23 protein-coding genes are annotated in these 25,005 nt (G+C 40.0%); 4 read left to right on the top strand and 19 right to left on the bottom strand.

The genetic code is table 11. The features are described from left to right. Positions 1-81: 81 nt before the first annotated feature. The gene (locus NJ959_RS02940; RefSeq protein ID WP_254010247.1) at positions 82-339 is read left to right on the top strand and encodes a CRR7 family NDH-1 assembly protein; all 258 of its coding nucleotides are present in this window, start codon (positions 82-84) and stop codon (positions 337-339) included. Between the two features lie 114 nt (positions 340-453). On the opposite strand, the gene NJ959_RS02935 is transcribed toward NJ959_RS02940, so the two are convergent. Next, positions 454-1,002 (bottom strand): DUF2854 domain-containing protein, encoded by a 549-nt coding sequence (locus NJ959_RS02935; protein ID WP_254010246.1) that lies wholly within the window; start codon positions 1,000-1,002, stop codon positions 454-456. A gap of 302 nt (positions 1,003-1,304) precedes the next feature. On the opposite strand from NJ959_RS02935, the gene NJ959_RS02930 reads away from it, so the two are divergent. Continuing rightward, entirely contained in the window at positions 1,305-1,565 is a 261-nt protein-coding gene (locus NJ959_RS02930; RefSeq protein ID WP_254010245.1) for a hypothetical protein, read from the top strand. A 363-nt stretch (positions 1,566-1,928) separates the two neighbouring features. Then, positions 1,929-2,105, top strand: coding sequence for a hypothetical protein (locus tag NJ959_RS02925; protein ID WP_254010244.1), 177 nt, complete (start codon positions 1,929-1,931; stop codon positions 2,103-2,105). A 213-nt stretch (positions 2,106-2,318) separates the two neighbouring features. On the opposite strand, the gene NJ959_RS02920 is transcribed toward NJ959_RS02925, so the two are convergent. The 6 genes from NJ959_RS02920 to NJ959_RS02895 all read right to left on the bottom strand — a co-directional run bounded on the left by NJ959_RS02920 (position 2,319) and on the right by NJ959_RS02895 (position 11,300). After that, a complete protein-coding gene (locus NJ959_RS02920) occupies positions 2,319-3,929 on the bottom strand; it encodes a cellulose-binding protein (protein ID WP_254010243.1) in 1,611 nt (536 codons plus the stop codon). A gap of 605 nt (positions 3,930-4,534) precedes the next feature. Further along, positions 4,535-6,043 (bottom strand): cellulose-binding protein, encoded by a 1,509-nt coding sequence (locus NJ959_RS02915; RefSeq protein WP_256528595.1) that lies wholly within the window; start codon positions 6,041-6,043, stop codon positions 4,535-4,537. 324 nt (positions 6,044-6,367) lie between these two features. Further along, entirely contained in the window at positions 6,368-7,537 is a 1,170-nt protein-coding gene (locus NJ959_RS02910) for a glycosyltransferase family 4 protein (RefSeq protein ID WP_254010242.1), read from the bottom strand. 58 nt (positions 7,538-7,595) lie between these two features. Beyond that, entirely contained in the window at positions 7,596-8,531 is a 936-nt protein-coding gene (locus NJ959_RS02905; RefSeq protein ID WP_254010241.1) for an NAD-dependent epimerase/dehydratase family protein, read from the bottom strand. A 163-nt stretch (positions 8,532-8,694) separates the two neighbouring features. Further along, a complete protein-coding gene (locus NJ959_RS02900; protein WP_254010240.1) occupies positions 8,695-10,380 on the bottom strand; it encodes an alkaline phosphatase family protein in 1,686 nt (561 codons plus the stop codon). Between the two features lie 167 nt (positions 10,381-10,547). Continuing rightward, a complete protein-coding gene (locus tag NJ959_RS02895) occupies positions 10,548-11,300 on the bottom strand; it encodes a PEP-CTERM sorting domain-containing protein (RefSeq protein WP_254010239.1) in 753 nt (250 codons plus the stop codon). A 776-nt stretch (positions 11,301-12,076) separates the two neighbouring features. Between NJ959_RS02895 and NJ959_RS02890 the strand changes: the two genes are divergently transcribed. Beyond that, positions 12,077-12,889 (top strand): sulfotransferase domain-containing protein, encoded by an 813-nt coding sequence (locus tag NJ959_RS02890; RefSeq protein ID WP_254010238.1) that lies wholly within the window; start codon positions 12,077-12,079, stop codon positions 12,887-12,889. A 149-nt stretch (positions 12,890-13,038) separates the two neighbouring features. Here NJ959_RS02890 and NJ959_RS02885 read toward each other — a convergent pair whose 3' ends face one another. The 12 genes from NJ959_RS02885 to NJ959_RS02830 all read right to left on the bottom strand — a co-directional run bounded on the left by NJ959_RS02885 (position 13,039) and on the right by NJ959_RS02830 (position 24,916). Then, positions 13,039-13,563, bottom strand: coding sequence for a serine O-acetyltransferase (locus NJ959_RS02885; RefSeq protein WP_254010237.1), 525 nt, complete (start codon positions 13,561-13,563; stop codon positions 13,039-13,041). A gap of 28 nt (positions 13,564-13,591) precedes the next feature. Then, positions 13,592-14,695 (bottom strand): dTDP-glucose 4,6-dehydratase, encoded by a 1,104-nt coding sequence (rfbB, locus tag NJ959_RS02880; RefSeq protein WP_254010236.1) that lies wholly within the window; start codon positions 14,693-14,695, stop codon positions 13,592-13,594. 12 nt (positions 14,696-14,707) lie between these two features. Further along, complete coding sequence (locus tag NJ959_RS02875; RefSeq protein ID WP_254010235.1) at positions 14,708-15,781, bottom strand: glucose-1-phosphate thymidylyltransferase; 1,074 nt, start codon at positions 15,779-15,781, stop codon at positions 14,708-14,710. Positions 15,782-15,868: 87 nt separating this feature from the next. Then, complete coding sequence (gene rfbD / locus NJ959_RS02870; RefSeq protein ID WP_373693591.1) at positions 15,869-16,780, bottom strand: dTDP-4-dehydrorhamnose reductase; 912 nt, start codon at positions 16,778-16,780, stop codon at positions 15,869-15,871. Beyond that, the gene (rfbC, locus tag NJ959_RS02865; RefSeq protein ID WP_254010234.1) at positions 16,777-17,322 is read right to left on the bottom strand and encodes a dTDP-4-dehydrorhamnose 3,5-epimerase; all 546 of its coding nucleotides are present in this window, start codon (positions 17,320-17,322) and stop codon (positions 16,777-16,779) included. The genes rfbD and rfbC overlap by 4 nt, the downstream gene beginning before the upstream one ends. An 86-nt stretch (positions 17,323-17,408) precedes the next feature. Beyond that, complete coding sequence (locus tag NJ959_RS02860; RefSeq protein WP_254010233.1) at positions 17,409-18,311, bottom strand: sulfotransferase family protein; 903 nt, start codon at positions 18,309-18,311, stop codon at positions 17,409-17,411. Next, positions 18,308-19,312 (bottom strand): glycosyltransferase family 2 protein, encoded by a 1,005-nt coding sequence (locus tag NJ959_RS02855; protein WP_254010232.1) that lies wholly within the window; start codon positions 19,310-19,312, stop codon positions 18,308-18,310. Before NJ959_RS02855 ends, NJ959_RS02860 begins: the two co-directional genes overlap by 4 nt. A 51-nt stretch (positions 19,313-19,363) precedes the next feature. Beyond that, positions 19,364-20,320, bottom strand: coding sequence for a sulfotransferase family protein (locus NJ959_RS02850; protein ID WP_254010231.1), 957 nt, complete (start codon positions 20,318-20,320; stop codon positions 19,364-19,366). Positions 20,321-20,412: 92 nt separating this feature from the next. Then, a complete protein-coding gene (locus tag NJ959_RS02845; RefSeq protein ID WP_254010230.1) occupies positions 20,413-21,462 on the bottom strand; it encodes a sulfotransferase domain-containing protein in 1,050 nt (349 codons plus the stop codon). A gap of 78 nt (positions 21,463-21,540) precedes the next feature. Then, positions 21,541-22,545: a sulfotransferase domain-containing protein gene (locus NJ959_RS02840; protein ID WP_254010229.1), complete on the bottom strand. Its 1,005-nt coding sequence runs from the start codon at positions 22,543-22,545 to the stop codon at positions 21,541-21,543. 54 nt (positions 22,546-22,599) lie between these two features. Continuing rightward, positions 22,600-24,033: an O-antigen ligase domain-containing protein gene (locus NJ959_RS02835; protein ID WP_254010228.1), complete on the bottom strand. Its 1,434-nt coding sequence runs from the start codon at positions 24,031-24,033 to the stop codon at positions 22,600-22,602. Between the two features lie 46 nt (positions 24,034-24,079). Next, a complete protein-coding gene (locus NJ959_RS02830; RefSeq protein WP_254010227.1) occupies positions 24,080-24,916 on the bottom strand; it encodes a 2OG-Fe(II) oxygenase in 837 nt (278 codons plus the stop codon). Positions 24,917-25,005: the final 89 nt, after the last annotated feature.

Genomic DNA, 25,005 nt, shown 5'->3' with positions numbered 1-25,005 from the left:
GGGCTGGGGGCTAGGGAGTGGCAATTAGCAATTAGTAATTAGTAATTAGCCATTAACTATTAACTAGTATAGGACAAAATAATGCCAGATTCTATCATGTATCAAGAGGATGCTTATGTTGTCCTCGAAACTAACCAACTAGAGCAATTCCTGACACCAGAGGAATTATTAGCAAAACTCAAAGGTATTTTGGTAAGTCGTCAGGATAACTTACCACGAGATTTGCAGAAATTCTCCTCAGTAGATGAACAAGCAAAATATCTCATGGAAACCTCTTGTGAATTAGATGTTGAACCGGGAGAGTATTTACAGTGGTATGTAGTGAGATTGGCAAAGTAAGTGTTTGTTATTTGTTGTTTGTTATTTGTTATTTGTTGTAGAACAAGCGATACCCTTGTCACAGTTATCATTTGCTTGACTAAAAACCAACAACCAACAACTAACAACCAACAACTAACAACATCTGGCAACCAAAGCTACATCAACCTTGTCTTCTTCGGATTGAGATAAAGTAACTCGAATACCGGGACCAAAAAACTTCTCAATCTTTTCCTGTTTTTCTTTCCACTTATCCAAAAGAATCATCGGCGAGGTGAATTCTAGCACTAACCCATAAGCGCCCTCAACCTCAATTTCGCGTAAACTTGTCAGCAAAGGTCGTTCCTCATCACTAGGGGATAGCCCCAAGCGCTCCAGGGCTTCATCCAGATGAGCTTTTTGTCCATAGCGATACCGGGTTACATCCAGACGAATCTGCTTTTGGGTGGGGGTAGCAGTTTCTTCCCGCAATTTTAGTATCGGAGGTGGCGTTGGTTGACTAAGGGGTACAGGTTTGAGTTCACTAGCTTTCAGGGCAAGACCACCCAAGACAAGGGGAATACCATAGAAAAATCCCACCAGATTTAAAGTGGCATTTTCCGTAGCGTAAGCTACAAAACCCATGATAGCGAGGAAGCCACCGACAGATAAACCTAACGTTCCCAAGGAAATTTGGCGTAACATCTTTAATTAAGCGATCCAATACAAAAAAAGCACTCTAACTTTATTATCCTAGTTAGGGGGTGGCATCTCAAACTGTTTTTGGGATCGAGTGCTGTGGATATCGGGTTGGTGCGGTGTCAAGTCTATTATCTCAAGACTTTGGAGTTAAAACGTTCAGACTTTCTATCTCAGGGAGCCTGTGTCACAGGCTCAATCAGTCACAAAGCATCAGCCCGCCGGAGTCGGGTTTAATCGTGTTCCATTTTTTGTCCGTCAGGTTTTGGGTTTGTCTGCCATTGTGTTCCCATAGCAGAGTCTTTAAAATGATTAAAGAAGAAAATCAACAAACGTCTTCAAAAACACGCCTCCTTCAAGATCAGCTTAATTCGCTTAAGCAGGAGGATGAAACGCTTTATAATATCCTAGCGGTTGATGTTTGGGCGTTGGCGAAAACGATGGATGAGTTTCAGCCGGGATTTTGGTCAGCATTTATGAAAAACAGAGAGAAAGCCCTTAAACGGTTTATTTCAGAAGCGGTTAAGCATAAGCGACATATCCCTAAGCGTCCGCCTTTTTTAAGCTAGATGCCCGGAAATTGAATTAGCTTAGGTTTTATATTGGCTATTTTCAATTATTTGTTTGAAAACTGATATCATCAGATATTTAGGATAGTCTGTTTTACTGATAACTTGCACCAATCTTAATTGGGCGGTTGAAACCGCAGCTACACAGACAAAACCCGCCTTCGCGGGTTCTGAAACCCTCGATTTTTTGTTAGTCTGCGCAGGCAGACTTGGTTTGTATAGGCGCGATTTCCAATCGCCGAGGCTGATTGCGACTGGTGCAAGTTATCAGTTATCAGTTTTATAGAGTATCTCTCACACCTCTCTGGTTTTAGGAGATACTCTATGGTGATTCAAGATTAGATTAAGTAAAGGTAGTAACCCATGAATCCAAAAACAATTCGCGAAAGAGTTGCCGTAATAGAAAGTAAACGAGAGGCTTTAGTTAAGCTATTGGAGCAACCGAATCTGGGGATTCTGAGAATTGATGTGAATCAAGCTTTGGAAGAGCTTGATGAGTTAATTGATGAATTTAAGCGGACGTTTCCAGATTTAGCGTAATCTAGATTAAATAGGTAGGTTGGAGGTATGTTGTAAGAATCTGCTTTGAGTGACAGGCGAGATGCCTGTCCTACGATTGAGGGTTGAATGTAGGTTTGTATTATAGCGGTTTTCAGTTGCATGAAGTACAGACCAAAAACCCGGTTTCGCCGAAGTTACCGGGTTTTTATGTATCTTACTTACCTGAAAAGGGCTGTAATAATTACTAGTTCATCAAGGATTTTGGGCGATAAAATCCATCAGAGCCTTGTATTTGGGGGAAGTATTTTGATTTACATGTTCTAAAGCTCCCCAGCTCCCGTATTTACTGGGTATCCCGATATCGGAGAAGTTCATAAATAAAGTCCCACCAGCATTTTTCCACTTATTCAGCATGTCGGTATAGAGACTGTACATTTCCGGACGGCGATTTAGTGCGATGAAAAAATTAGTAATGTTTTGGTTATTTTCCACTCCGTTACTACCAACAATATGTTGACCCCCTTCATAAGCTACTAATTGAAGCCCCTTGGTTTTGGCGACATTGGCATGGTAGGTAAAGAGTTTATAAATACTGGGAATTGAATCCGGCAGGTTGGGATTTGTGAATCTTTGAATGGCTGTAGTAAAACCTCCATCTGATTCCTTCAACCAAGATTCTATCATCGTGGTATTTCCAGGTTGTCCTAATTTACCGCCAAAATATCCAGTGATGGCATAAACATCAATACCATGTTGATAACAGGGTTTATTGCCCTCAGCCACCCAATAGGAACAGTCTAATACTGATTTTTCTGGACCTTTTACTGCGGTTTGAGTACTGATGGCACAGACTACGCGATTCTTTTCACTACCAAAGGTATTTTCCCAGATATCACACATTTGAGCCGTGCGCATTCCATACCATTGGAGCTGGGTATTCGTTTTAGTCTGTCCCCACTTTGCTTTCCCTTGTGCTAAAGCATACTGGTATTGTTGAAAACTCGCATTCCAAACTTCATTAGAAAACTCGACGTAAGCTTTTAAATTCGGCTTTAAACGAGTTTTTACTACCTGGGCAAAGTTGGCAATATACTCATTGGTAGCCATGTGGGGCATATTAAACCAGGGGTCAACATTTAACCGATTTGCTAATTCCACCATGATTTCTACGGGAACTCCTTTCCCAGTGTATGAGGCATCGTCTACCTTTGGTCGATTTGCCCATTCCTTTTGCTGAGAATTATTCGTATCCATCCAATCCATGAAGCGGAGTGCTTTAAATTTATTGATTTTGGAGAGGAATTGGGGATTGAAGATTTGCGACTCGTAAGTTTGTTCGTAGGCGGTGGGAATAACTCGAATGTTGCGAATATAATTACCTATTTTATTGGGATCAGTTGAGGTAATAACCAGATAGATACCTGAGTTAGATGGCGTGACGTTGATTACATCTCTTCCCGGTGTAGAAGATACCTTGGTAGCATCGAACCTGTAATCGATAGTACCTTGTCCATCATAGAGAACCAGATATTGTCCACCGGGATACTGATTAATACCTTTAAACATGGTTGTTGCAACACGGGTGTATTCGGGAGAATCTCCTGGTGCTGGTAAGGATTTTACCCAACCATATTGATCTAAATCAAGTTTAGCGAATTCACCAGTATCCCAAACTCCTCGACATCCTGGATCAGTTTTCACGCATTGAGTAATCCATTGTCTTGAAGATTTAAAGGCGTTTACAAATGGCATTTCTGTTGACCATTCGGCGATGCCACTCAGGTTAGTTCCTAATGATGTATTGAGGGAAGTTTGGGCATTACTGAAGAAAATAGGATTGATAACAATGAAGGCTAAAGTCATCAAAAATAGTAGCCCTCTCCTGGCTAATTTTTTGGTTGCCTTGTAGGAAAATATAGAGGGGTTTAAAGTATGGTGCATTGTCAGTCCAATCCAATTATTTAGCTGTGAGTATTTTTTTGTCTGATGGTTGTAGATGCGACTTGTTACCTCTTATATCTTTCCACTATTAGTTGTCAGCTTAGTGTGGGAGCGAGTAGCTACTACAAATGGTACAAGTAGATAGGTAAAGGACAAAAAATTTATGGATCAGAACCGAGATTAATACTAGGAAGAATTTTGACTATTATAACAAGTTAACCCTGTTGAATAATCAAACAATTGGTGTTCAGGGATACACGGGATTGAATGATGACTTTATTCAGAGGGAAATTCGTAATTCCTCTTATATCCGAGAATACCACAGGATCTAAGAGGTTGCTTGTAAAGATACGATGAAGCTTCCATAAAGGAGATTCGTCACGCCAATTATACGGAAAGAAACCCGGTTTCTCAAAAAAATTGTGGGTTTAGACAATCGAGGTTGACAAAGAAACCAGGTTTCTGACGACTTGTGCGTAAGTCCTGTCTATTTTACTCTGTAAAAAGTGATAATATAGTACTATTAATTAATAATTCTTCGAGATAAAATCCATCAGAGCCTTGTATTTGGGGGAGCTGTCTTGATTTACATGTTCCAAAGCACCCCAACTGCCCCATTTACTGGGTTTACCTATATCTGAGAAGTGCATAAATAAATTGCCACCAGCTTTTTGCCAATCATTCAGGAGTTGTGTGTATAGATTGTACATTTCTGGGCTGCGATTTAAGTTGATGAAGAAATTAGTGAGTTTATCGTTGTTTTGAACTCCTTGAGAGCCAACAATATGTTGTCCTCCTTCATAAACCACTAACTGAAGATTTTTCTGTTTAGCTACTTGTGCATGATAGAGAAATTTTTGATAAGTATCTGGTAAGCTACTACCGAGGGAGCCTTCCCCTTTTAAGGCTGCAAAAGCTTTAGCAAAACCACCGTCTGCTTCCTGTAGCCAAGACTCTACTGTAGTGGAATTCTGCGGTTTACCCAAACCACTACCAAAATATCCACTGATAGCATAAATATCAATCCCATGTTGATAACAGGGTTTATTTCCTTCGGCTACCCAAGATGGACAATCTAATCCTGAAGTTTCTATCCCTTTGCTAGCAGTGTGAGTACTAATGACACAGGCTACGCGATTCTTTTCACTACCAAAGTTATTTTCCCAAATATCACACATCTGAGCCGTGCGCATTCCATACCATTGCATCTGCGGATTATTTTTATCGTTGCCCCACCTATTTTTTCCTTGCTTTACTGCATATTGTTGTTGTTTGAATTGCTGATTCCAAACTTCATTGGAAAACTCAACGTAAGCTTTTAAATTTGGTTTTAAGCTATTTTTTACTATCTTAGCAAAGTTAGTAATATACTCATCAGTAGCCAGATGAGGCATGTTAAACCAGGGGTTAACATTTAATTTATTGGCGAGTTGCACCATAACTTCTACAGGCACTCCTTTCTCAGTGTAGGAGGAATCTTGTACCTTGGGGCGATTTGCCCATTCACTTTGGAGGGAATTATTCGTATCCATCCAATCCATGAAGCGGAGGGCTTTAAATTTATTGATTTTGTTAATAAAGTTGGGATTAAATATTTTAGACTGATAGGTTTGTTCGTATTGGGCGGGAATCACCCGAATGTTGCGAATATAATTCCCAGTTTTATTGGGATCAGTTGAGGTAATAATCAGATAGATACCTTTATTTGAAGGTGTAACATTGATAACATCCCTTCCAGGTGTAGAAGCCGCATTATCTTTGGTGGCATCAAATCTATATTCGATACTTCCTTCTCCATCATAAAGGACAAGATATTGTCCACCTGGATACTTATCAACACTTTTGAATAATACTGTGCTGACACGGGTATATTCTGGAGAATCTTCGGGTTTTGGCAATGATTTCACCCAGCCATTTTCGTCTAAGTCTAGTTGAGCGAATTCATGAGTATCCCAAGATTTACTACAGCCTAAATCTTTGGGGTTACACTGAGTAATCCATTGATGAGAGGATTTAAAAGCATCTACAAATGGCATTTGGGTTGACCAATTGGCAATGCCATTCAGGTTAGTACCTAAAACTACATGTCCCGATGGAGATTGTTCTGATAGGGATATGGGGTTAGGATTAACTTTGTTAATTAAATGAGGAACAATTAGGGCTAAAGCTAATGTTACTGCAAATAAGATGGCTAGTTTGAGGAATTTAATCTTGATTCTCCCTTATTTATAGACATCGACACAACTGATAAACTATAGCGTTTCTCAAATGAATGGAGTACATTCAAACCTAACCCCCAACACCCTTCCCTACAAGGGAAGGGGGCTAATTTTAAAGCCTCTCTTCTTGTTGGAGAGAGATTAAAACTGTACCGCAGATAAATGAGAACCGCTATAGTTGATAGTATCTTTCATAATATCATAGATACGTTGACCCCATGTATCCCAGTTTAAGCGGGTTTCATATTCTTCTCTGGAAAATCTTACTAACTGTTCATAGGTGTCTTTATCAGAGAAATTAGTAGCGATTAAATTAGCGTATTCATCGCTAGATGCAGAGAGTGGGAACATGTAACCGTTGCGCCCATTCCTGATAATTGTCGGAATTCCGCCCACATCAGTTGTGATGACTGGAATACCATAGGCATTGGCTTCTGCAAATACCATCGGGGAACAATCAGCGCGGGTGGGAGAGATTAAGAAATGGGATTCTAACAATAATTTAAAATATTGTTCCTGTTGTTGAGGAATGTTTTTATTCAAGAATGGCATGACTTTTACTCGTTCATGTTTAAATTCAGGAGGTACAATACAGCCAATCATCAGTAATTCCGCATCAATCCCCTGATTTATCAAAGATACAAGTGTTTCAAAGGCAATATTACCACCCTTTCTCGTCCAATTTGTGCCAATGAACAATAAGCGACATCTTGAATTAAGACATTTATTTAAAATTTGATTAACTTCAGGAACCTTTTCCTTTTCTACATTAGCACCGAAGGGCACAATCTCAATTTTGTTCGGATTTGCACCATAGTCAGAGACAGCAGAATTAGCAGCCCATTCCGAAGAATATACTAACTTATTAGCTCTCGATATAGCCGCAGTCTCCTCTTGGGAAGCTAATATAAATTCTTCTGGAGTTGAGTAAATCTTATAGGTTTCGTTAATTTGTTTGACTGTAGCATCTGATAAATAAACAATAGGCAAACTCGTTGCCAAAAAACTTAATTCGGTTGAGGAGAAAGGGCAAAAAAGTAAATCACAGGGTCCAGCCTTAATCCTTTTCTGAAAATTACCAGCAAATCTTGCTTTAGAGTCCCTGATACTGGTGCTTTTTACCGGAATAAATTTATCTATATTTCTTTTAATTTTTTTGAAATATCCAGAATGATTTATGGGATTCCTCACACCAATAATTTCCATGTCTCTTGACTTCAATGCTTGATGAGTATTGTAAATAACGCCAGATAGTTCTGTTTTATCTAGATAGTCTTTTGCCGAAAAAAAGCCAACATGTATTTGCTGCATATTTGTCTAACCTACCTTGAAGAAAAATGAATAAGATAAAGTGGAATATCTAAATAATTTAGGCTGGTTTCATTCTATTTACAATATGTGCCCAGGTCATAGATAATCCTTCTTTAAAATCTACTCTTGGTCGCCAGTCATACATTTCAGATGCTAGCTTATTTGACAAGATACTAACTTGGATATCTCCAGGACGAGGCGGGATAAATTCTTTGCGAATCTTCTTGCCACAAACTTCTTCAATAGACTGAACTATTTCCATGACACTGTGACCAATTCCCGATGAAATATTCACAATAGAAGAACCAGGTTTTCCCCCTGCGATTATGATAGCATCAACTAGATCTTCTATATATATGTAGTCTCTAACTGACTCTCCCACACCATATATTTTGAGAATTCGATTGTAGTAGGCACAGCCCATAGAAACAGCGACAAGCCCTTGAACTCCTAAAAGTTTTTGTCCGGGACCAAATGGGTTGGATATTCTCAATATATTAACATCTAGTTCTGTAGTTCGAGCATAAAAACTCAGGTAATTATCAATAGTTAATTTGCTTTGACCGTAGGCAGACTCTGGTTGGAGAGGATGACATTCAGAAATACAGATTTCCTGTGGTTCGCCATAGATAGTTCCTCCTGACGATCCATAAACAATTTTCCTGACTCCATTTTCTCTACATATTTCAACTAAACGGATGGTGGGCACGAGATTGGAAAAAACATCATAAACACTACTTTCAATTGTCATGCTTGGGAAAGTAGTTGAGATAAAATGAAATACAATATCAATCCCTTTCGTCGCCCGCCGCACTGCCACATCATCCATGAAATCACCATAGATAATATCGACTCGATCTAAAATATCCTCTATGTTGGTGATGGAAGAACTGGAACGGGTAAAAATCTTTGGACGTTCACCCTTAGCAACCAATCCTCTTGCTAGATTGCCGCCAATAAAACCAGAACCTCCTAGAATTAGATAGTTAGCCATTGTTCAGCAATATTCCTCCCATATTTATAATAGACTTTGCCAAGACAAACCTCAAGAGGAGTTAGTAGTAAGCGATTTATCGCTTATTGAGGCGATGAATCGCCTACTACAAACGAATAAACTATGCTAGTTGTAGATAAACCTTTTCAAGAATAATCTCAACTCAGGCAGATGTATCGACAGCGGTTTGACTTGTGACAAGTTCTATGGGTTTACCATCAAGATAATCAGGAATTGGTGCTGCCATTAAATTTAGAATAGTTGGGGCAAGATCCAGGGCATGATGAGTTGGTAAACTAGAACCTGGCTCAATACCTGGACCACAAGCCAAGATAAATCCTTCAGGACGATGGCTTCCTGCCCGGTAGGGAGGTAAGGGACCAAAACGCCCATAATCAGGACTTTCTACTACGTCGGTAGCATACTCTTCCTGCCAAACCACAACTAAGTCGGCATCAGGTAATTTGGGATTAGAGTCATGGGGATTTTCTCTTGTCCGGATAATTTTTTCTACCATTGGGATGCCTTTCCGGGCATCTTTTAGTGCGTAAAGTTTCTGGCAAATTTCATCACAAATTGCATTGTACTCTGATGGAGGGACTATTCCTTGTGGTTCTCTTCCCTGGAGATTAATCCGAATATAACCTTCTGCAAAACTTGGTAAAGCAAAGGCTTTCATAGTAGGCCATAGGGGTTTATACCATTGACCTGGATTCCAAGGAACAACTTTTTCTCCCTGCCGTCTCAGTTGAAATGGTGAGATTAAATCAGGTTTTTCGGTAGAGTCAATAAATGGTTCAATTAGATTAAAGATACGAGTTGGAGTTTCCCGTCTGAGAAAACTTCTGATGGGATTTGCATCGTATTTTGTGCCCCACAAATGTCGCTCCCAGTAGTTCCATTTCATCTTAGTCAATGGTGGAGGCAGAGGATCTGATAATTTACCATAACCTATGCCATATTTACCCGGAAAATTGAAGCGATAAAGAAATTCCGGTAGGATAACAAAGCTGGGTAAATCAATTGTGGCTGCACCAGTGCCATGGGCAGAAAAAAAAACCACAATCGCGTTATCTGGAACTTTTGATAAAATCTCACCAATCGCTTTGTCCATTGACTGATAAACTGCTAGTAATGGATCGTGTGAGACGCGAGGACTCAATACCTCATAGAGAGGATGATCCGGTTGACTCAACTGCCAAAAAGTATGTCCGGCGGAATGAGGTTCGCTGAATACTGTTAAAAATAAGTCCCAGTTTTCCCGTTCTAACAAATCCTGACAGATAGTCGATCTTCGGGCAATACCTGTCTGGAATCTTTCTTCAAGTAGAAGGGTTCCTCCTAAATCCAGACATACTGAGTAGTCGTTATGAAGCCCTGGATGTCCTCCGTGTTTATCAACAATTTCTTGGAAAAGTGATGTGGGTAAAGAAGCACTAGGAACTTGAGGAGAATGAGCGCCCCAACCTCCAACTTGTAGCCCATTTATCTGATGATTAAGCCTAACTTGAGGCACATCAAAAGCTGCTACCCGATATTCCTCTCCTAGTGCGTAAAATGGGGCATATTCTTCGTATTCGTAAGCCGCACGGGTTTCAAATTTGTATGTGCCTTCACGAAACTTCATTTGTGCCCAAAAACCTGTTTTTTCAGGTGTGCAACCTGTAGCAAAGGTTGTCCAAGCTGTTTCTACAGCGGAGGCATCAAAATTTTCTAAACGTCCATATATCCCCTCCGCCCTTAGACGGGATAAATTTTTTAGATATCCTTGAGACATCCACTTTTCCAGTAAGGATGGTTGGGCAGAATCTAGCCCAATGGCAACGACAGGATTTTTGCATTTTCCCATAAAGTTAGCCTCCGTTAATTTATTGTCTAGTTGGCAATCCCCAGTTTCGTCTAAACCTAGTTTTCAGTAATTTTTCTGGTAATTACGAAATTATGGTCAAAAATTATATTTACTGATAAGCGTAGGAGGGAAAAGGTATTCCCTCTACTGATGCTTTTAATTTTTCCTTAATTAGCCCTCTTTCTTTTCAAGAGCATTCCTAATGCTACAGCTACAGTTGAACCCATTGCCATTAAAGGTTCAGGAACACTAACTGTTTCTGAGTCCAAGTAAGAGCCATAATCACCTAATACCATACCACTAACAGAGGGAGTAGAAGTACTAGCTGGAGTGGGTTCTAGGTATGTAGTAATGACTCGAATTGGATCTATTCCATCTCTCGCTGTAAAATTAATATTCAAGATATTGTTAAGAAAAGTTGCGGTGTCCTTGCTACCATTAGGGTTTTTATTATCTAACTGTCTGGCTCCGAATTTAGTATTTCCAGGATAGTTAACACCACTTAATCCAAGTAAGTTATTGGTTGCTAGAAGCTGATTGTGTGTGCCAATTACACCAAGAATAGGTGCATCAAAGATGAAGGTAGCCGCAGCATTAACAAACTGAATGGGTTTTTTTAAAGGATTCAGGTATATGTAATGACTACTAATACGAGTCCCTTGAGGAATTCCAGGTAATAGCTTACTCCAATCATTTGGATTACTTGTTTGAATATCCTGGGTAAGAAGAAAGTTCTGCTTTTCATTAAAAGCTTGAAGCAAATTATCTTGCATTATCTTTGGCGTTGGGGAGGTGATAAGTGGTTTTACTTGTCCTGTAAAGCTAAGAATTGCTGCATTCGACGGATAAGCTGTCATCACAGCCGCGCTAACCGTAGCTATTTGTAACCCTATCAGTAAGGGAGTATTTATGGTTTTCATTGTTGTAATCTCCAAGTAATTGAGTTTCGTAGTTGATGCACCCAATTTATTGGACTTGGTTTACCAGCAATTTGCTAAAGTATATCCCGCTAATTTAGCAAAGATTCGCTTTGTTTAAACCCTGGTCGCTGACTTAATGGGAAGTTTTTTTTATTCCTCAGCACAAACTATGGTATATCCCATTATTTTCCCAATAAAAGCACTCTGTATAAAGGTTTATTTTAGTCAATATACTGAGGGCGTGCTTGAGATGGGTATGTGGGATTTTTTATATCTTTTTGAATTGTAACAACCAAAAAATTACCTGTCAAGCATATTGAAACTATTGGTATAGCAAAATTATCGCCCTAATAGAAATGGTTTTTATACCTTAGTTTAACAATAATTCTGTATAATTTTATACAGAATTATCTTCCCAAGATTATTTTGTATAAAATACATATAATATTGTAAATTATATGACAAGTATTCTGGTTTTATGTGAATTTTTGATGAAGTTAAACTCAAACTAATCAGAAGACCAGACAATATATGTATCCGTGAAAGTTTAGACGACAAAGACCGAAAAATAACTACTGACATTAGCCAACCATTGGGATATACTTGGGATATTGCAGCAGTTGCCATAATTAGTTTGATCCATCCGCCAACCCCTCCCCTAAAAGGAGAGAGGAGTAAGATTTTTACTTTATTGAGAGTGCTGCAATATCTCAAACAAAGATAGAACCCATCAACAATTAGAATACGGACAAGTTAAATACCGCAGAGGAACTCAAGTGATTAAACAATTGATTAAGAAGATAGCCTATCCCATGATTAAGTCGCGACCTGACTTTTTAATCATTGGCACTCAGAAGGGAGGAAGCACTTCACTCTATCGCTATCTCAGTCAGCATCGTCAAATTTTTAAGAATAATTCATGGAAAGAAATTCAATACTTTGATCGAACCGATAATTATAGCAAAGGATTTGGTTGGTATTTGGGAAATTTTCCTTCTAAAGTTGATAAACAGGATAAACTGACATGCGATGCCTCGCCTAGCTATATCTACTTTGAAAATATCCCTAAATTAATCAAACAAGACTTAGGGGAGATTAAGATGATTGCTATCTTGAGAAATCCTGTATCTAGGGCATATTCGGCATGGCATATGTATCATAGCTTTGGCGATAATCCCCATAAACATTTGAGAGAAATAACTGATCCAAGGGACTTTGCCGATGCGATAAATCAAGAACTAGATGGCAACTTTCAGAATGTAAAATACCCTTACGATTACATCAACAGAGGCGAATATGTCAATCAGCTAGAGAATTACTACAACTATTTTAACAAAGATAGCCTGCTAGTATTGAATTTTGACTTATTTAAGCAAGATTTAGATGGAATGCTGAATAGTGTATGTGATTTCTTAAATATTGAACGTTTTGATCGGGCAGTACTCGATGAGTTCAAAATTAAAAAGCACAACGTAGGAAAATATGATAAATCTACTGCTGATGAGGAAGTAATGGAACCGCTGAAGGATTATTTTAATCCTTTTAATGAGAAGCTTTATCACCTTTTAGGTGAGAGGTATAATTGGTGAGATTGTGCTGAAATCTTTATTTGTCATGGTGCATCTCAATTGTGTAAATGTAAGGAGATATCTTACTTGTTTGGGTAATAGCACAGGCAAGATGCCTGTGCTACGGATGATGAATTTATTAAAATGGGATTTATACTCTCAGTTTGTAATTAATCCATATTATCGCTAATAATAGTATTATTTTGAATAATTTTAGCAGGTATGCCAACTGCTGTTGCTCCGGCTGGTACATCACATAAAAGTACAGCATTAGCACCAATCTTGGCACGATCTCCAATAGTTACAGAGCGAATAATTTTCGCTCCCGCACCGATATCAACATTACCTCCAATTTTTACTCCTTTAACAATTGTGACTTGTTGTAAAATAAGACAATTTGGTCCGATAGATGCCTCTGGATGAATTACAACTCCATTCGGATGAGTCAGTTTTAATCCGCCTCCAAGCTGACAGTTTATGGGAATATCAGATGCTGTAATAACGCTCCAAAATTTATGCTGAATCACGTTCAAACTACTGAAAAATCGTCCAAAAATTCCTCCGCATTTTTGCCACTTTTGATAGTTCCGAATCGATTTTAGCAGTTGTCGCGATGGGTTCCACCAGCGATCGAGTTGTTCGCGGCTCCAATCTGGTTCTGTTGCTGATATTTGTGAAGATTTTTTTAACTCCATACTTTTAACCCCATAGATAGATTAATTATTAAACTTGTGTATAAACTTGACTATAGTAAGCCTGATACTCCGCCGATAATAAAGGTTGCCACCAATCGCGGTTATGCAGGTACCATTCAATTGTCCGCCGCAATCCTCCGTCTACAGTTTCGGCGGGAGTCCAACCTAATTCGGTTTTAATTTTAGTGGCATCAATGGCATAACGACGATCGTGTCCAGCTCGATCTTTGACAAAGGTAATTAACTTTTGGGCTGGACGTATTGGCAAGTCTGCTGCTAATTCATTCATCACCTCGCATAGCTTATTCACAAGGTCAATATTTTTGACTTCATTATTGCCACCAATATTATATGTTTCTCCGGGTTTACCTTTGTGAATTACCACGTCTAAGGCAGAGCAATGATCGCCAACATACAACCAATCTCGAACGTTTTGTCCATCTCCATAAACTGGCAAGGGTTTCCCCATTAAGATATTAATACACATCAAGGGAATCAATTTTTCAGGAAAATGGTAGGAACCATAATTATTGGAGCAATTAGTAATTATGGTGGGCATACCGTAGGTATGATAGTAAGCGCGGGCTAAATGATCGCTACCAGCTTTAGAGGCTGAATAGGGGCTGTTAGGGGCGTAGGGGGTAGTTTCAGTAAATGGGTGGTCATCAGGACCTAAACTGCCATAAACTTCATCTGTAGAAACGTGAAGAAAGCGATCGCTCTTTGGTTGATTGCGACGTTCCCAATGCTGTCGAAAGGCATCCAATAAAGTGAAAGTGCCGACAACATTAGTGCGAACAAACGCATCAGGACCTAAAATGGAACGATCGACGTGAGATTCAGCGGCAAAGTGAGCTACAGTATCGATCGATTCTTCCTTGAGGAGGGCATTTACTAAAGCATCATTACAGATATCTCCCTGAACAAAATGAAAGTTTTGATGTCCGGCTAAACTGGAGAGATTCTGGCGGTTTCCGGCATAAGTGAGAGCATCGAGAACTACCACACGATCCCCAGGGTATTGTTTGCACCAATGGTGGACGAAATTAGAGCCAATAAATCCGGCTCCACCTGTAACTAGTAGGCGGCGTTGCTCTTTTGAATTTGACTGTTTTTGTTCTGAAAAGGTCATTATTTTTACCAATTAAACTAGTTCAATTTGAGAATCATCACCAATTAAAAAACGCAATGCTTTGGGGCGCTGTGGCGCAACTTTAAGCTGGGCACGTTGTCCAATGACGCTATCAACTATTCGCTGATGAATACCCAATACTTTTGCTCCCTGTAGAATCACACTATGTTCGAGATCTGCATCAATTAAAGTGACGTTATCCGCTACACTACTATATGGTCCGATAAAGCAGTTTTCCAAATAGCAATCATTACCAATTATTACTGGTCCTCGCACCGTGCAATTGATAATCTTAGATCCCAATCCAATTTGTACCCGCCCAATAACCTGACTCTGTTCGTCCACTTCGCCCTTCACAGCGGCTTCAAGACGAGTATCCAAAATAATGCGATTTGCTTCGAGCAAATCATCTTTTTTTCCAGTATCTAACCACCAGCCATCAACTTGACGAGCTTCTACTTTTTTAGGTTCGTCTATTAGATATTGAATGGCATCAGTAATTTCTAATTCACCTCTGGGAGAAGGTTGGATATTTGCGATCGCATTATGTACCGCAGGAGAGAATAAATAAATTCCCACTAATGCTAAATTAGACGGGGGCACTTTGGGTTTCTCTACAAGCTGCAACACTCGCCCATTCTCATCAATTTTGGCTACCCCAAATGCACTAGGATTAGGAACCTGACAAAGTAGAGTTAAAGCATCTAAGTTTCGAGAGGTAAACTGTTCAATAAATAGATCCAGATTGCTTTCTACTAGGTTATCCCCCAAGTACATTAAAAAAGGAGAATCTCCTAAGAATGGCTGTGCTATTTTCACTGCATGGGCTAAACCTGCGGGTTGATCTTGCAGGATATAAGTAATATTAGCACCAAAGCGATCGCCATTACCCGTTTTATTCTTTACTTCATCGCCCGTTTCCGGACTAATAATAATACCGATATCGGTAATTCCTGCGGCAACAATGGCTTCAATTCCGTACCAAAGAATGGGTTTATTTGCGACAGGAACCAGTTGTTTTGCTCCTGTATAAGTTAGGGGGCGCAGTCGCGTACCTTTGCCGCCGGAGAGAATGATTGCTTTCATGCTGTTAGTTGTTGGTTGTTAGTTGTTAAGTAGGTTAGTCTAAATACTTAAAAGTATGTAGTAAGCGCTTTAGCGCTAAAGCGCTTACTACGAACTAATTACTGATTCTGAGTAGAGTTGTTGCAGCATTTGCCGTAATCCATTGCGCCAATAGGGAAGATTATTTCCTAAAATTTTTGATATTTTCTGGTTAGAAAGTACCGAATAAGCAGGGCGGGCTGCGGGTGTAGGATATTCAGAAGTAGTAATTGGGATAACTCGTTGCACTTTTAAAGGAAAACCTAATTTTTCTGCTTCCTCAAAGATAGAAACAGCGAAATCATACCAACTGATTGCACCGCTATTAGTGAAGTGATAAATTCCTGTTAGTGAAGAATTATCAGGTATATCTAAGGTAATTTTTTTTCCTAGCTGAAGAATTGCTTGGGCAATATCCCTCGTCCAAGTGGGAGTTCCCACCTGATCTACAACCACCCTGATTTCCTCTCTTTCTGCTCCCAATCTTAGCATAGTTTTCACAAAATTACCATTTCCGTAACAGCTATAAACCCAGGCAGTGCGTAGAATAATATAGCGATGGCAATGACTTTTCACACCCTCCTCTCCCAAGAGTTTAGAGCGACCGTAGGCATTAATCGGATTGGTGGTATCATCTTCTTTGTAAGGTGTATTTTTTTGCCCATCGAACACATAATCAGTGGAAACGTGAATTATAGCTGCTCCTAATTTATGAGCTTCTTCAGCCATAATTGTAGGAGCATTGCCGTTAATTGCGTTAGCCAATTCAATTTCTGTTTCCGCTTTGTCAACTGCTGTATAAGCAGCCGCATTAACAATAATATCTGGTTTAACTTCACCAATAATCTGACGAATTTGAGTGGGTTGGGCGAGATCTAAACTTTGGCGATTAACCCCCGTTACTTCTCCCAAAGGAGTGAGAATTTGTTGCAATTCTCCACCCAATTGTCCCCCAATGCCAGTTAGTAAAATCCGCATCATGGATAAACCTCGGCTGTTTTCAAAGGTTGACCTGATTGGTCTTTGGTTGATAGAATTGGGGAAGTAGTTATAGGCCAATCAATTCCTAAATCCGGATCGTTCCAGAGTATACTCCGCTCGTATTGCGGGGCATAGTAATCTGTAGCTTTGTACAAAACTTCAGCCACTTCTGAGACAACTATAAAGCCGTGAGCAAATCCCGATGGCACCCAAATCTGCCGCTTATTTTCTGCACTAAGAGTGCAGCCAACCCACTTACCAAAAGTGGGAGAACTTTTGCGGATGTCTACTGCGATATCGAATACACTACCGACAATTGCTCGGACTAACTTTCCTTGAGATTGCTGAATTTGATAGTGTAAACCTCGCAGGACATTTTGGACGGAACGAGAATGATTGTCTTGAACGAAATTAGCGGTTATCCCTGCTTTATCGGCAAAAGCTTTCTGGTTGTAGCTTTCTAAGAAAAAACCGCGTTCATCGCCAAAGACGCGGGGTTCGAGAATTAAGACATCGGGAATTTCGGTCGGAATAATGTTCATAAAACTTACTGGTAAATATTTTTAGCAGCCACTCACTCTCATCACCCGCTGATACATATATAGTTTATCAAAAATTTAGCACATCTTTATTCATAAGAGGTAAATTGATGTTGTTTTGATAAATCCACCCACTCCATAGGGCTAGTCTGAATTGTCGCCTTGAAGTTGTCGCATGATAACTCAATACCCAACCAAGATCCCAGTACAGCCAAATCTTCATCAAAGATAGTTTTTAGGTATTCTCGCTGTTGCCAATCGAGTTGTGGTTTCTTTTTCAGAGTCCACAAACTTCTCACCCAATTCCGGAAACTCTTAGGAATAAACCAGCGTCGCAGTTGCTTGAATCCAGGAGCTTCTACAAAAAAGTCCCTTAATTCATTCTTGCGCATTCGTTCACTTGAGACATTTTGAGCATCAAGTTCACTATTCCAAATAGCTTTACCCTGATAACCAATAAAGCGACATACTCGTTCTAATTCCTCCTGGGGATGAGTTAACATTCTTTCAAAGAAGACAGGGAGAATTCGCTCTTTGCCAAATGTTTCAAAATATGGCTTTAGCTGCATGGAATACCGACTATAATCAATTAATTCAGGATACTGATGAATAGCTTGATTAATCTCTACTGAAATTACTTTTTGGCTCCATTCATGAATATATTGCGATTTAAGTCGGTCAATGGGATGCCGCATTACATAAATAAGTTTCACATCTGGCAAATATTTAGCAATGCGTTCAATAGTTTCAGGATAGGTAGGTAGCTTGGTGTAATGGGTACTCGACTCGCCGCACAAATCGTTGGGTTTTGCTGATTTAAAATGAGACAAATACCATTCTATTCCTTTAGTATAGTGGTCATCATCGCTGAAAAAATTTGGTTCTTTTAAGTCGCTCATGAAGATACCCGGTTGAACTGCGAGTTGTTCGTGGAGGGTACTGGTGGCACATTTCATAGCGCCGATAATGATAAAGTCTGGATAATTATTCATTTAGTTTTACTCAATAAAATTTTTGATGGTAATTCAGTCATATTGTCTCTCCCAGGTAATAGCGGTAGTTTCATTGGATTCACCCAGTTTGTCCAAATATCTTGCTCTTCATACTCACAAGTATGTGGCTTTTTGTTACCCACCAATTCCCGAAGAAATGATATTGTTCGACCAGTAAGCCACAATAGATTAGTGAACCATAGTCCAGTTTTCCCGTAGAATGTAGCAAAGTATCTCGACCTAGAAGCATAAAGGTAGGGTTTAGGACGTTTGCGAGCAATAAGATCCGCCTTAACTGAGCCACTACCGCCGCGAAGATGAACAATTCTTGCTTCTGGAAAATGTAAAATTTGCCAACCAGCATTTCTTGCTCTCCGACAAAAGTCAATATCCTCGAAATACATAAAGTATCCTTCATCCATCAAGCCAATCTGTTCAATAACCTCCCGCCGAATTAATACGCAGGCAAAACTTGTCCATTCAGGTTCAATGGGAGAATCAGATACGGGAATATGAACTTCATAACTTTTTAGGGGCTGGGTGATTAAATCTGTTTTAGCTGCTCCAATGAATTCACTGATAGGAGAACGATATCGGAAGCAGCTAATTTGTGGTGTAGCATCTGGCCATTCAAGACGCGGACTAATTAGACCAGCTTCGGGATGATTTACCATTACTTTTAGCAGTAAATTAATAGCACCATCCCGAACAATTGTATCGCTATTTAATAGTAGATATGCGTCCGCTGCTACTGCTTTTATTCCCAGGTTGTTACCAGCAGAAAAACCGCCATTCACAGGAGAAGGTAAAATTTGTACCCATTGACTCCAGTTATTGTCGGTAATAGCTTGTTGAATTTGTTCTACTGAATTGTCTCCAGAGGCGTTATCAACTACTATTACAGCATGAGAACCTACCTCAATTTCACTTTGGAGTGAATATAAGCAGTCGATAACAAGTTTGGGTGTGCGATAGTTAACAATGACGATGGCAAGGAGCATAAATGTTTAGCACTTGGTATTAACTACAAGGAATTTAATCCAAATTTATCCTCACTTAAGATGGGCGGTTTCAATGGCATTGAGTTTCAATCTGACACTCTTTTGCCATGGCACTAATCCAATTTTTCGGGACAAGTAATCTGAAACAAATAAAGACAAACCATAGTGCTGAAGTCGGAACTGTGCCCGATACCACCAATCTTGTAAGCGCAGTCTTTGGGCAATGATAGGAGTAACAGTTATGGGTGCCAAGCCACTGAGTTCATAACCTCGTTCAACTAACATTTGACCAATTCTGGATTCCACCAACTGAACCTCATACTCCGACAATTTACGCCGCCACTGTTGAATAAATTTGGGATCTGGCAAATCGTAAGTGCTGGTATCTTTATAATTAATCATTCCTGGATCGTAAGACACGCCAATAAAATCACATAAGCGGGTGAGTGTCTGAACAGGTTCTGCAATTAACCCTTCATAAGTAACCTCAATTCGCCGCTGAAGTGGGATTTTTTTACTGATTTTTCCCCATAACTGTTCAGCTTCTATCCAGCGATTTACTCCCGTCCAAACATTACCAGCCCAACCCATACTGATGCAGGAACAAGCCACATCCCTACCGTCACGAATAATGTGAATAAAGCGGGCATTAGGCCAAATTTGCAGCAATCTGTCGAAGTGACGATGAACAGTAGCACCCACGATTGGTTTCCCGTCGCGATCGCGTTTTTGGCATAAGAAACTGTTGACGAGTTCCTCATAATTTAAAGTGCGATCAATGGTAAACCCAGTAGCTTGAAAAATTCGATGAGTTTCTAACCATTCATAATATTTATTGAGTGAAGCCAAACTCTTAATATTGGGTATAAGATCCACTGCATACTCAAATTCATTACACCAAGTAATCTGTGGATGATGCTTGAGCATGACTCTCAGAACCGTTGTGCCAGAACGTTCAGCACCAACGAGAAAAATCGGATCGGACAATAATTGGGTATCTTTTTCCATCTGGATTTGTTGTGTTAGATTGTCTACTTGTAAGTTTTCAGAAGCGATCGTAAATAAGGGTGAAGCAGATTCCTTTTATTTGGTTCATACATTCAAATCAGCAAGTCAGACCAAAGATTGATCGCAGGGGATTCGCGCACCACTGAGGCAATATCTGCTATTTGTTCTGGTGTGAGTTGTTGTTTCCACTTTGACATGCTCTCTCGTGGGTCGCGGTAGACGCTATAGTAAGAGTTTGAAGTTTTGGATGACTGCTTTTCACCAGAGGTTGATGCCTTGATGAAATCGCGGGTAGATTCACCGATTTCCCAACCAACAAATTGAAATATTTCGGTTGTTTTGCCATGAGGATCAGCACACAAGTCTTCGTACACTACTACTAAGCCTCCTTCGTATGTTTGTGCGTATTGGATGAGGGGTTCGACTTGGAGACACCAGCGGATTGCCTCCAACTGTTCTATTGACATACGATCGAGGCGATCGCAATACTGGAAAAGATGTAGGCTAGCAGAAGTAGCGATGGACTCGCGGAGGCGGGTTGCCTTTGCTAATTGATCTGGTTTTTGGAAAAGATCCAGGGATACTCCCTTCAAGTACGAGGCGATATTGGCGAAGGGGTTCCGGATCATTGCCAAAAGATGAGGCTGCAAGAGATCACAGAGGCGAGGTAACAGTTTGTTCGGGAAATTTACATCCTTAATCAGTACTGATGTCTCTCCATTCATTTTGGGAGATCCATACCATTCGTAGAGAAACTTTAACCCCTCAATCCTGTTACCCAAACTGTATAACAGATGCAGAAGCTGTGGGTTTTGTTTGCGAAAGCTTTTTGGTGGAAAGGGTGGCATATCCACATCATGGTAGGCACGACTACATAATGCCTGAAAGCGATGGCGCAATTCCTCTGTATCCCTCGACTCCAGATCCTGTTTCCACTGGCTATAGGGTGTTGATTTTGACGGGAGAAACGGTTCGTATTTGTAGCAGCAATGTTCGTAGCTATTCATAATCTGTCCCAGCCATGTTGTGCCAGATCGACCAGGACCAGCAATCAAGACATATTGGCAGGGTAAACTATCTTTTAAAACCAGATCTGGTTTCTTTTTGCTGCTGCTAGTATCATTAAGTTTAAGGTTAGGCATTATTGTGGTTTCTCTGTTGTAATTAGTCATCGATTATTGGCAAATCAACAATATTTCCATCATACAATCTTTTTCTTGTCAATTCCATAACCCTTGATCGGCAATCATGGTGAATACATTACTATCTTTAACAATTTCCATCACTCCCGTTATATCTTCCTTTTGCATATCGTTTTTCCAACGACTCTGAGCAACTTGAGAATCTCTGAACACAGTAAAATAGGGATTAATCCCAACTTCCCCTCGCTTCAATCGTGAAATCGGCGATGCCCTCATACTTTCTTCAATAAATTTCAGAGATTCCTTGGCTATCTCTAATCCTAAATGGTGAAAAACCTTTGAGGATATTTCTAAAGTATTTTGAGTCAGTTCCTCGTAAACTACTAGCAATCCGTTATAATTAGACTGACAAGCAGATACTGCCCTCTCAACATCAATTCGCCACATTAATGCTTCTTGTTCGCATAAAGTGAGATCCTCTAGCTTTTCTCCATACTCAGCAGCCAGACTCGGATTGTATTTCACTAGCATATTATGGAGGAATTTACGTCTACCTTCAGGCATTAGAGATGCTTTTTGACCCCGTAGGATCGACCAGACTACAGCACAGGGGTGACGAACTAGATAAACTATTGGTATCTCAGTTTTTCCCAGCAATTGACAAAGGATATCAACCATTTCTACCTCTTTAAAAATCACCATAGGACAATCTATTGGCGTATAAAAAAAGTGAAATAGATGAGATACCAGAGAATTCTGGCGTGCTAGAGGCCAAGCGAAGGATTTGCCCAATGACAATCCCATGCGGTAATTCTTAGGAAAAAAGGGAGGTTTCTCTAAGTCTGGTGTCGCTGGCAGCAACATTCGGTAAACAAGTGGTAAATCCGTAGCAGAAAACCCATCAGAATGGATTATTTCAAGTATTTCTTTAACTTGAGGATTAGTCTTTTGTAGGCGGTGAAATGGTTCAAAGCGATAGGCAATATCTGGATGACTGGATATGATAGATCCTAACCAGGTTGTGCCACTGCGACCTTTGCCAAATAATGCGCCGAGATTACAATTATTCTTTTCACTATTCATCCAAAGTATAACCTCTAAACCTCTATTGTAGTTAAATAAATCTGTCTAAATGCACTACAAATTCCTGGTAACTCTCCTTGGAGTAAGTCTCCGAATCTGCCGTTGTTTTGGGATATAATGAGAACTATTAGTTGGCTTTGATCCAGGTTTTATCTTAATGTTTTCTGGCTCTTTCAAAACCACTCCAGCTATTCCCCCAGAAGCTAGAGTAAAAACTGGATTGGGCTGATTATTCAAAGTACAATCGAGAGCATATAGGGTTGTAACTACTGCCAGCATCGCCACAGGTGCAACTTTGGGATTAAACCATGTACTCGCCGGATAACGCAGCCAAAAAAAGCTAAAAGCTGGTAGCAAAGATGAACCAAATACAGCAAATAAACCGACTATACCGTTGACACCAAAAGAAATAATCCACAAACTGTCGGTTACTGTTAAATCCTCACCAGTATCCTCGTCATATACACGGTTACGTCCCCATCCACCCCACCCCAAAATCATCCTTTGTCGTGCCTTTTCCCCCAGGATTTCTTCATTGTCCAATCTAAACTCTAAGGATTGAGACCTCTCAGGACCTGCTAAATTCTGTGCTGTAACAACAATCCTATCTGCTTGTTCCCCAGAAAAGTTTCCGGTTGACCCCATATATATATATGATAAGACGATCGCAATTAAAAGCAACAGAGGGAAAGCGGTGCGAAACCATTTTGCACTCACCATAATGATAATCCCATAGCCTAAATAGATGTACGCCCCCGTGGATTTAACTAACACAAATGTGACTATTAATATTCCTAATAGCACAATAATTGGCATATTCCAGAATTTCTTGAGTATGCCAGCTTGCCACAGCCAAATCCCAATCAATGATGCCGCCATCATCCACATGCCAACACTTAGTCCATGCTGCATAAATACGTTTGGTCGATATCCTCCCAAACGAATAGATTGACCAAACTGTCGTATGCCGTGGTAGCCGTAAACAATCAGGTGCAGTTGTGGACTAAATTTAGCTTCATACAAGCACAAAGGAACATATACTAGCCCACCTATAAATATGCCCATTGCTAACTGACGCAATCCAGCAAGGTTATTGAGATAAATCCTACCCAAAAAATAAGGCACGCCAAAGGATACTATCTTACCCAAAACAGCGGATATCCCATCGTATGCCCCCAACCCATTACTGATTGATGAAGCAAATGGACAGAGACAGACGATTAGCATTGGCACGTCAATCCAGCCGAATTTAAAGGTACTGAAACGTTGACTATCGTAAATAAAAGTAGCCAGCAAAATGCTGTAGCAAGTAGCCGACATCCTTTCATAATCTGGCAAACTAGGTAGAGAAAATCCTGCTCGTTGTGGCAAGAACATCCATGCCACGATAAAGCTGATTACAACTGCCCTTTGAGCTGGAAATCTGATAAACAGATAGAGGACAATTGGCAGCCATAGGATCATAACTAGTTGGGCTTGAGGAGTCATATTCTTGCTGCTGGATTCCTTCAGTACCTCTCTATTTTTTACTTAATCATGACTTCTTAATCAGGAGGTTTATTAGGTCAATTAAAATCGGAGGTGTTAGTTTTTTAAGAAAAATCTTTCCCGTCATTTTTGGCAGTTTCTTTTTAATCGATTCCCCTTCATTTCTCGCTTTAAATAGCGTTGTATGCCCGTCAGAAATTTCTTCAGGAGGTCGTCCGTTGCTGTAGTAGTAAAGGGCTAATGATTTGCGAGTCCATCCCTCCGGACAGGTTATCGGATCTGGAAGACCATGATAGGAAAAATCTGTGGTATTGAATACGACACATCGGTTAAAAATTGGCAGAACTTTTTTTTCGCACTGTGTCATATCTCTGTCCCACATTTCAAAATGGCCGCCATATTCTTCTTGCCAATTTTTATTAAGATATATGAGGAGATTTAAGCGACGGTCCAAATGCAATTTTTTATGGCGATTGAAGTCAGCATGAATTTTGAGATACCCACCTCTTTCTGTTTGATGCAAACCACCTCCGACAAAATGAGGATCTGGAATGATCCCATCAATCCCTGTCAATCTCTCTAAAAAATTGATAAAGGTTGAAGAATTGAGTTGATATAAAAGTAGGCGTGTTGCCTCTGGCATCTGTAATTCAGAACTAGATGCCAGTTTCTTCTCAGTAGCAGCATCAAACTTTCTCCAATTAATTTCACCTGGTTTGGGAAACTCCTCCAGGATAGTGTTGAGGACAGATTCTGGTAAAAAATTATCGATGACGATGTGGGGAAAGGGTTTAGCCTCAGCATAGACTTGGCTGTACTTATTAGCCAGATTATCTAAGTAATCTGGATCGAGACAAAACATTGTGGTTGCGGTTGAGTTCATCGGAATCTCCAAAAAGGTTAACAAAATTTACCTGTTGGTTGGTAGTAAGCGATTTATCGCTACTTGAGGCGATGAATCACCTACTACGA

Origin of the sequence: Limnofasciculus baicalensis BBK-W-15 (genome assembly GCF_024178385.1) — a bacterium.
Taxonomy (GTDB): domain Bacteria; phylum Cyanobacteriota; class Cyanobacteriia; order Cyanobacteriales; family Coleofasciculaceae; genus Limnofasciculus; species Limnofasciculus baicalensis.
The sequence above is the reverse complement of the archived record's forward strand: the minus strand, read 5'-3'. Positions and strand labels throughout refer to the sequence as shown.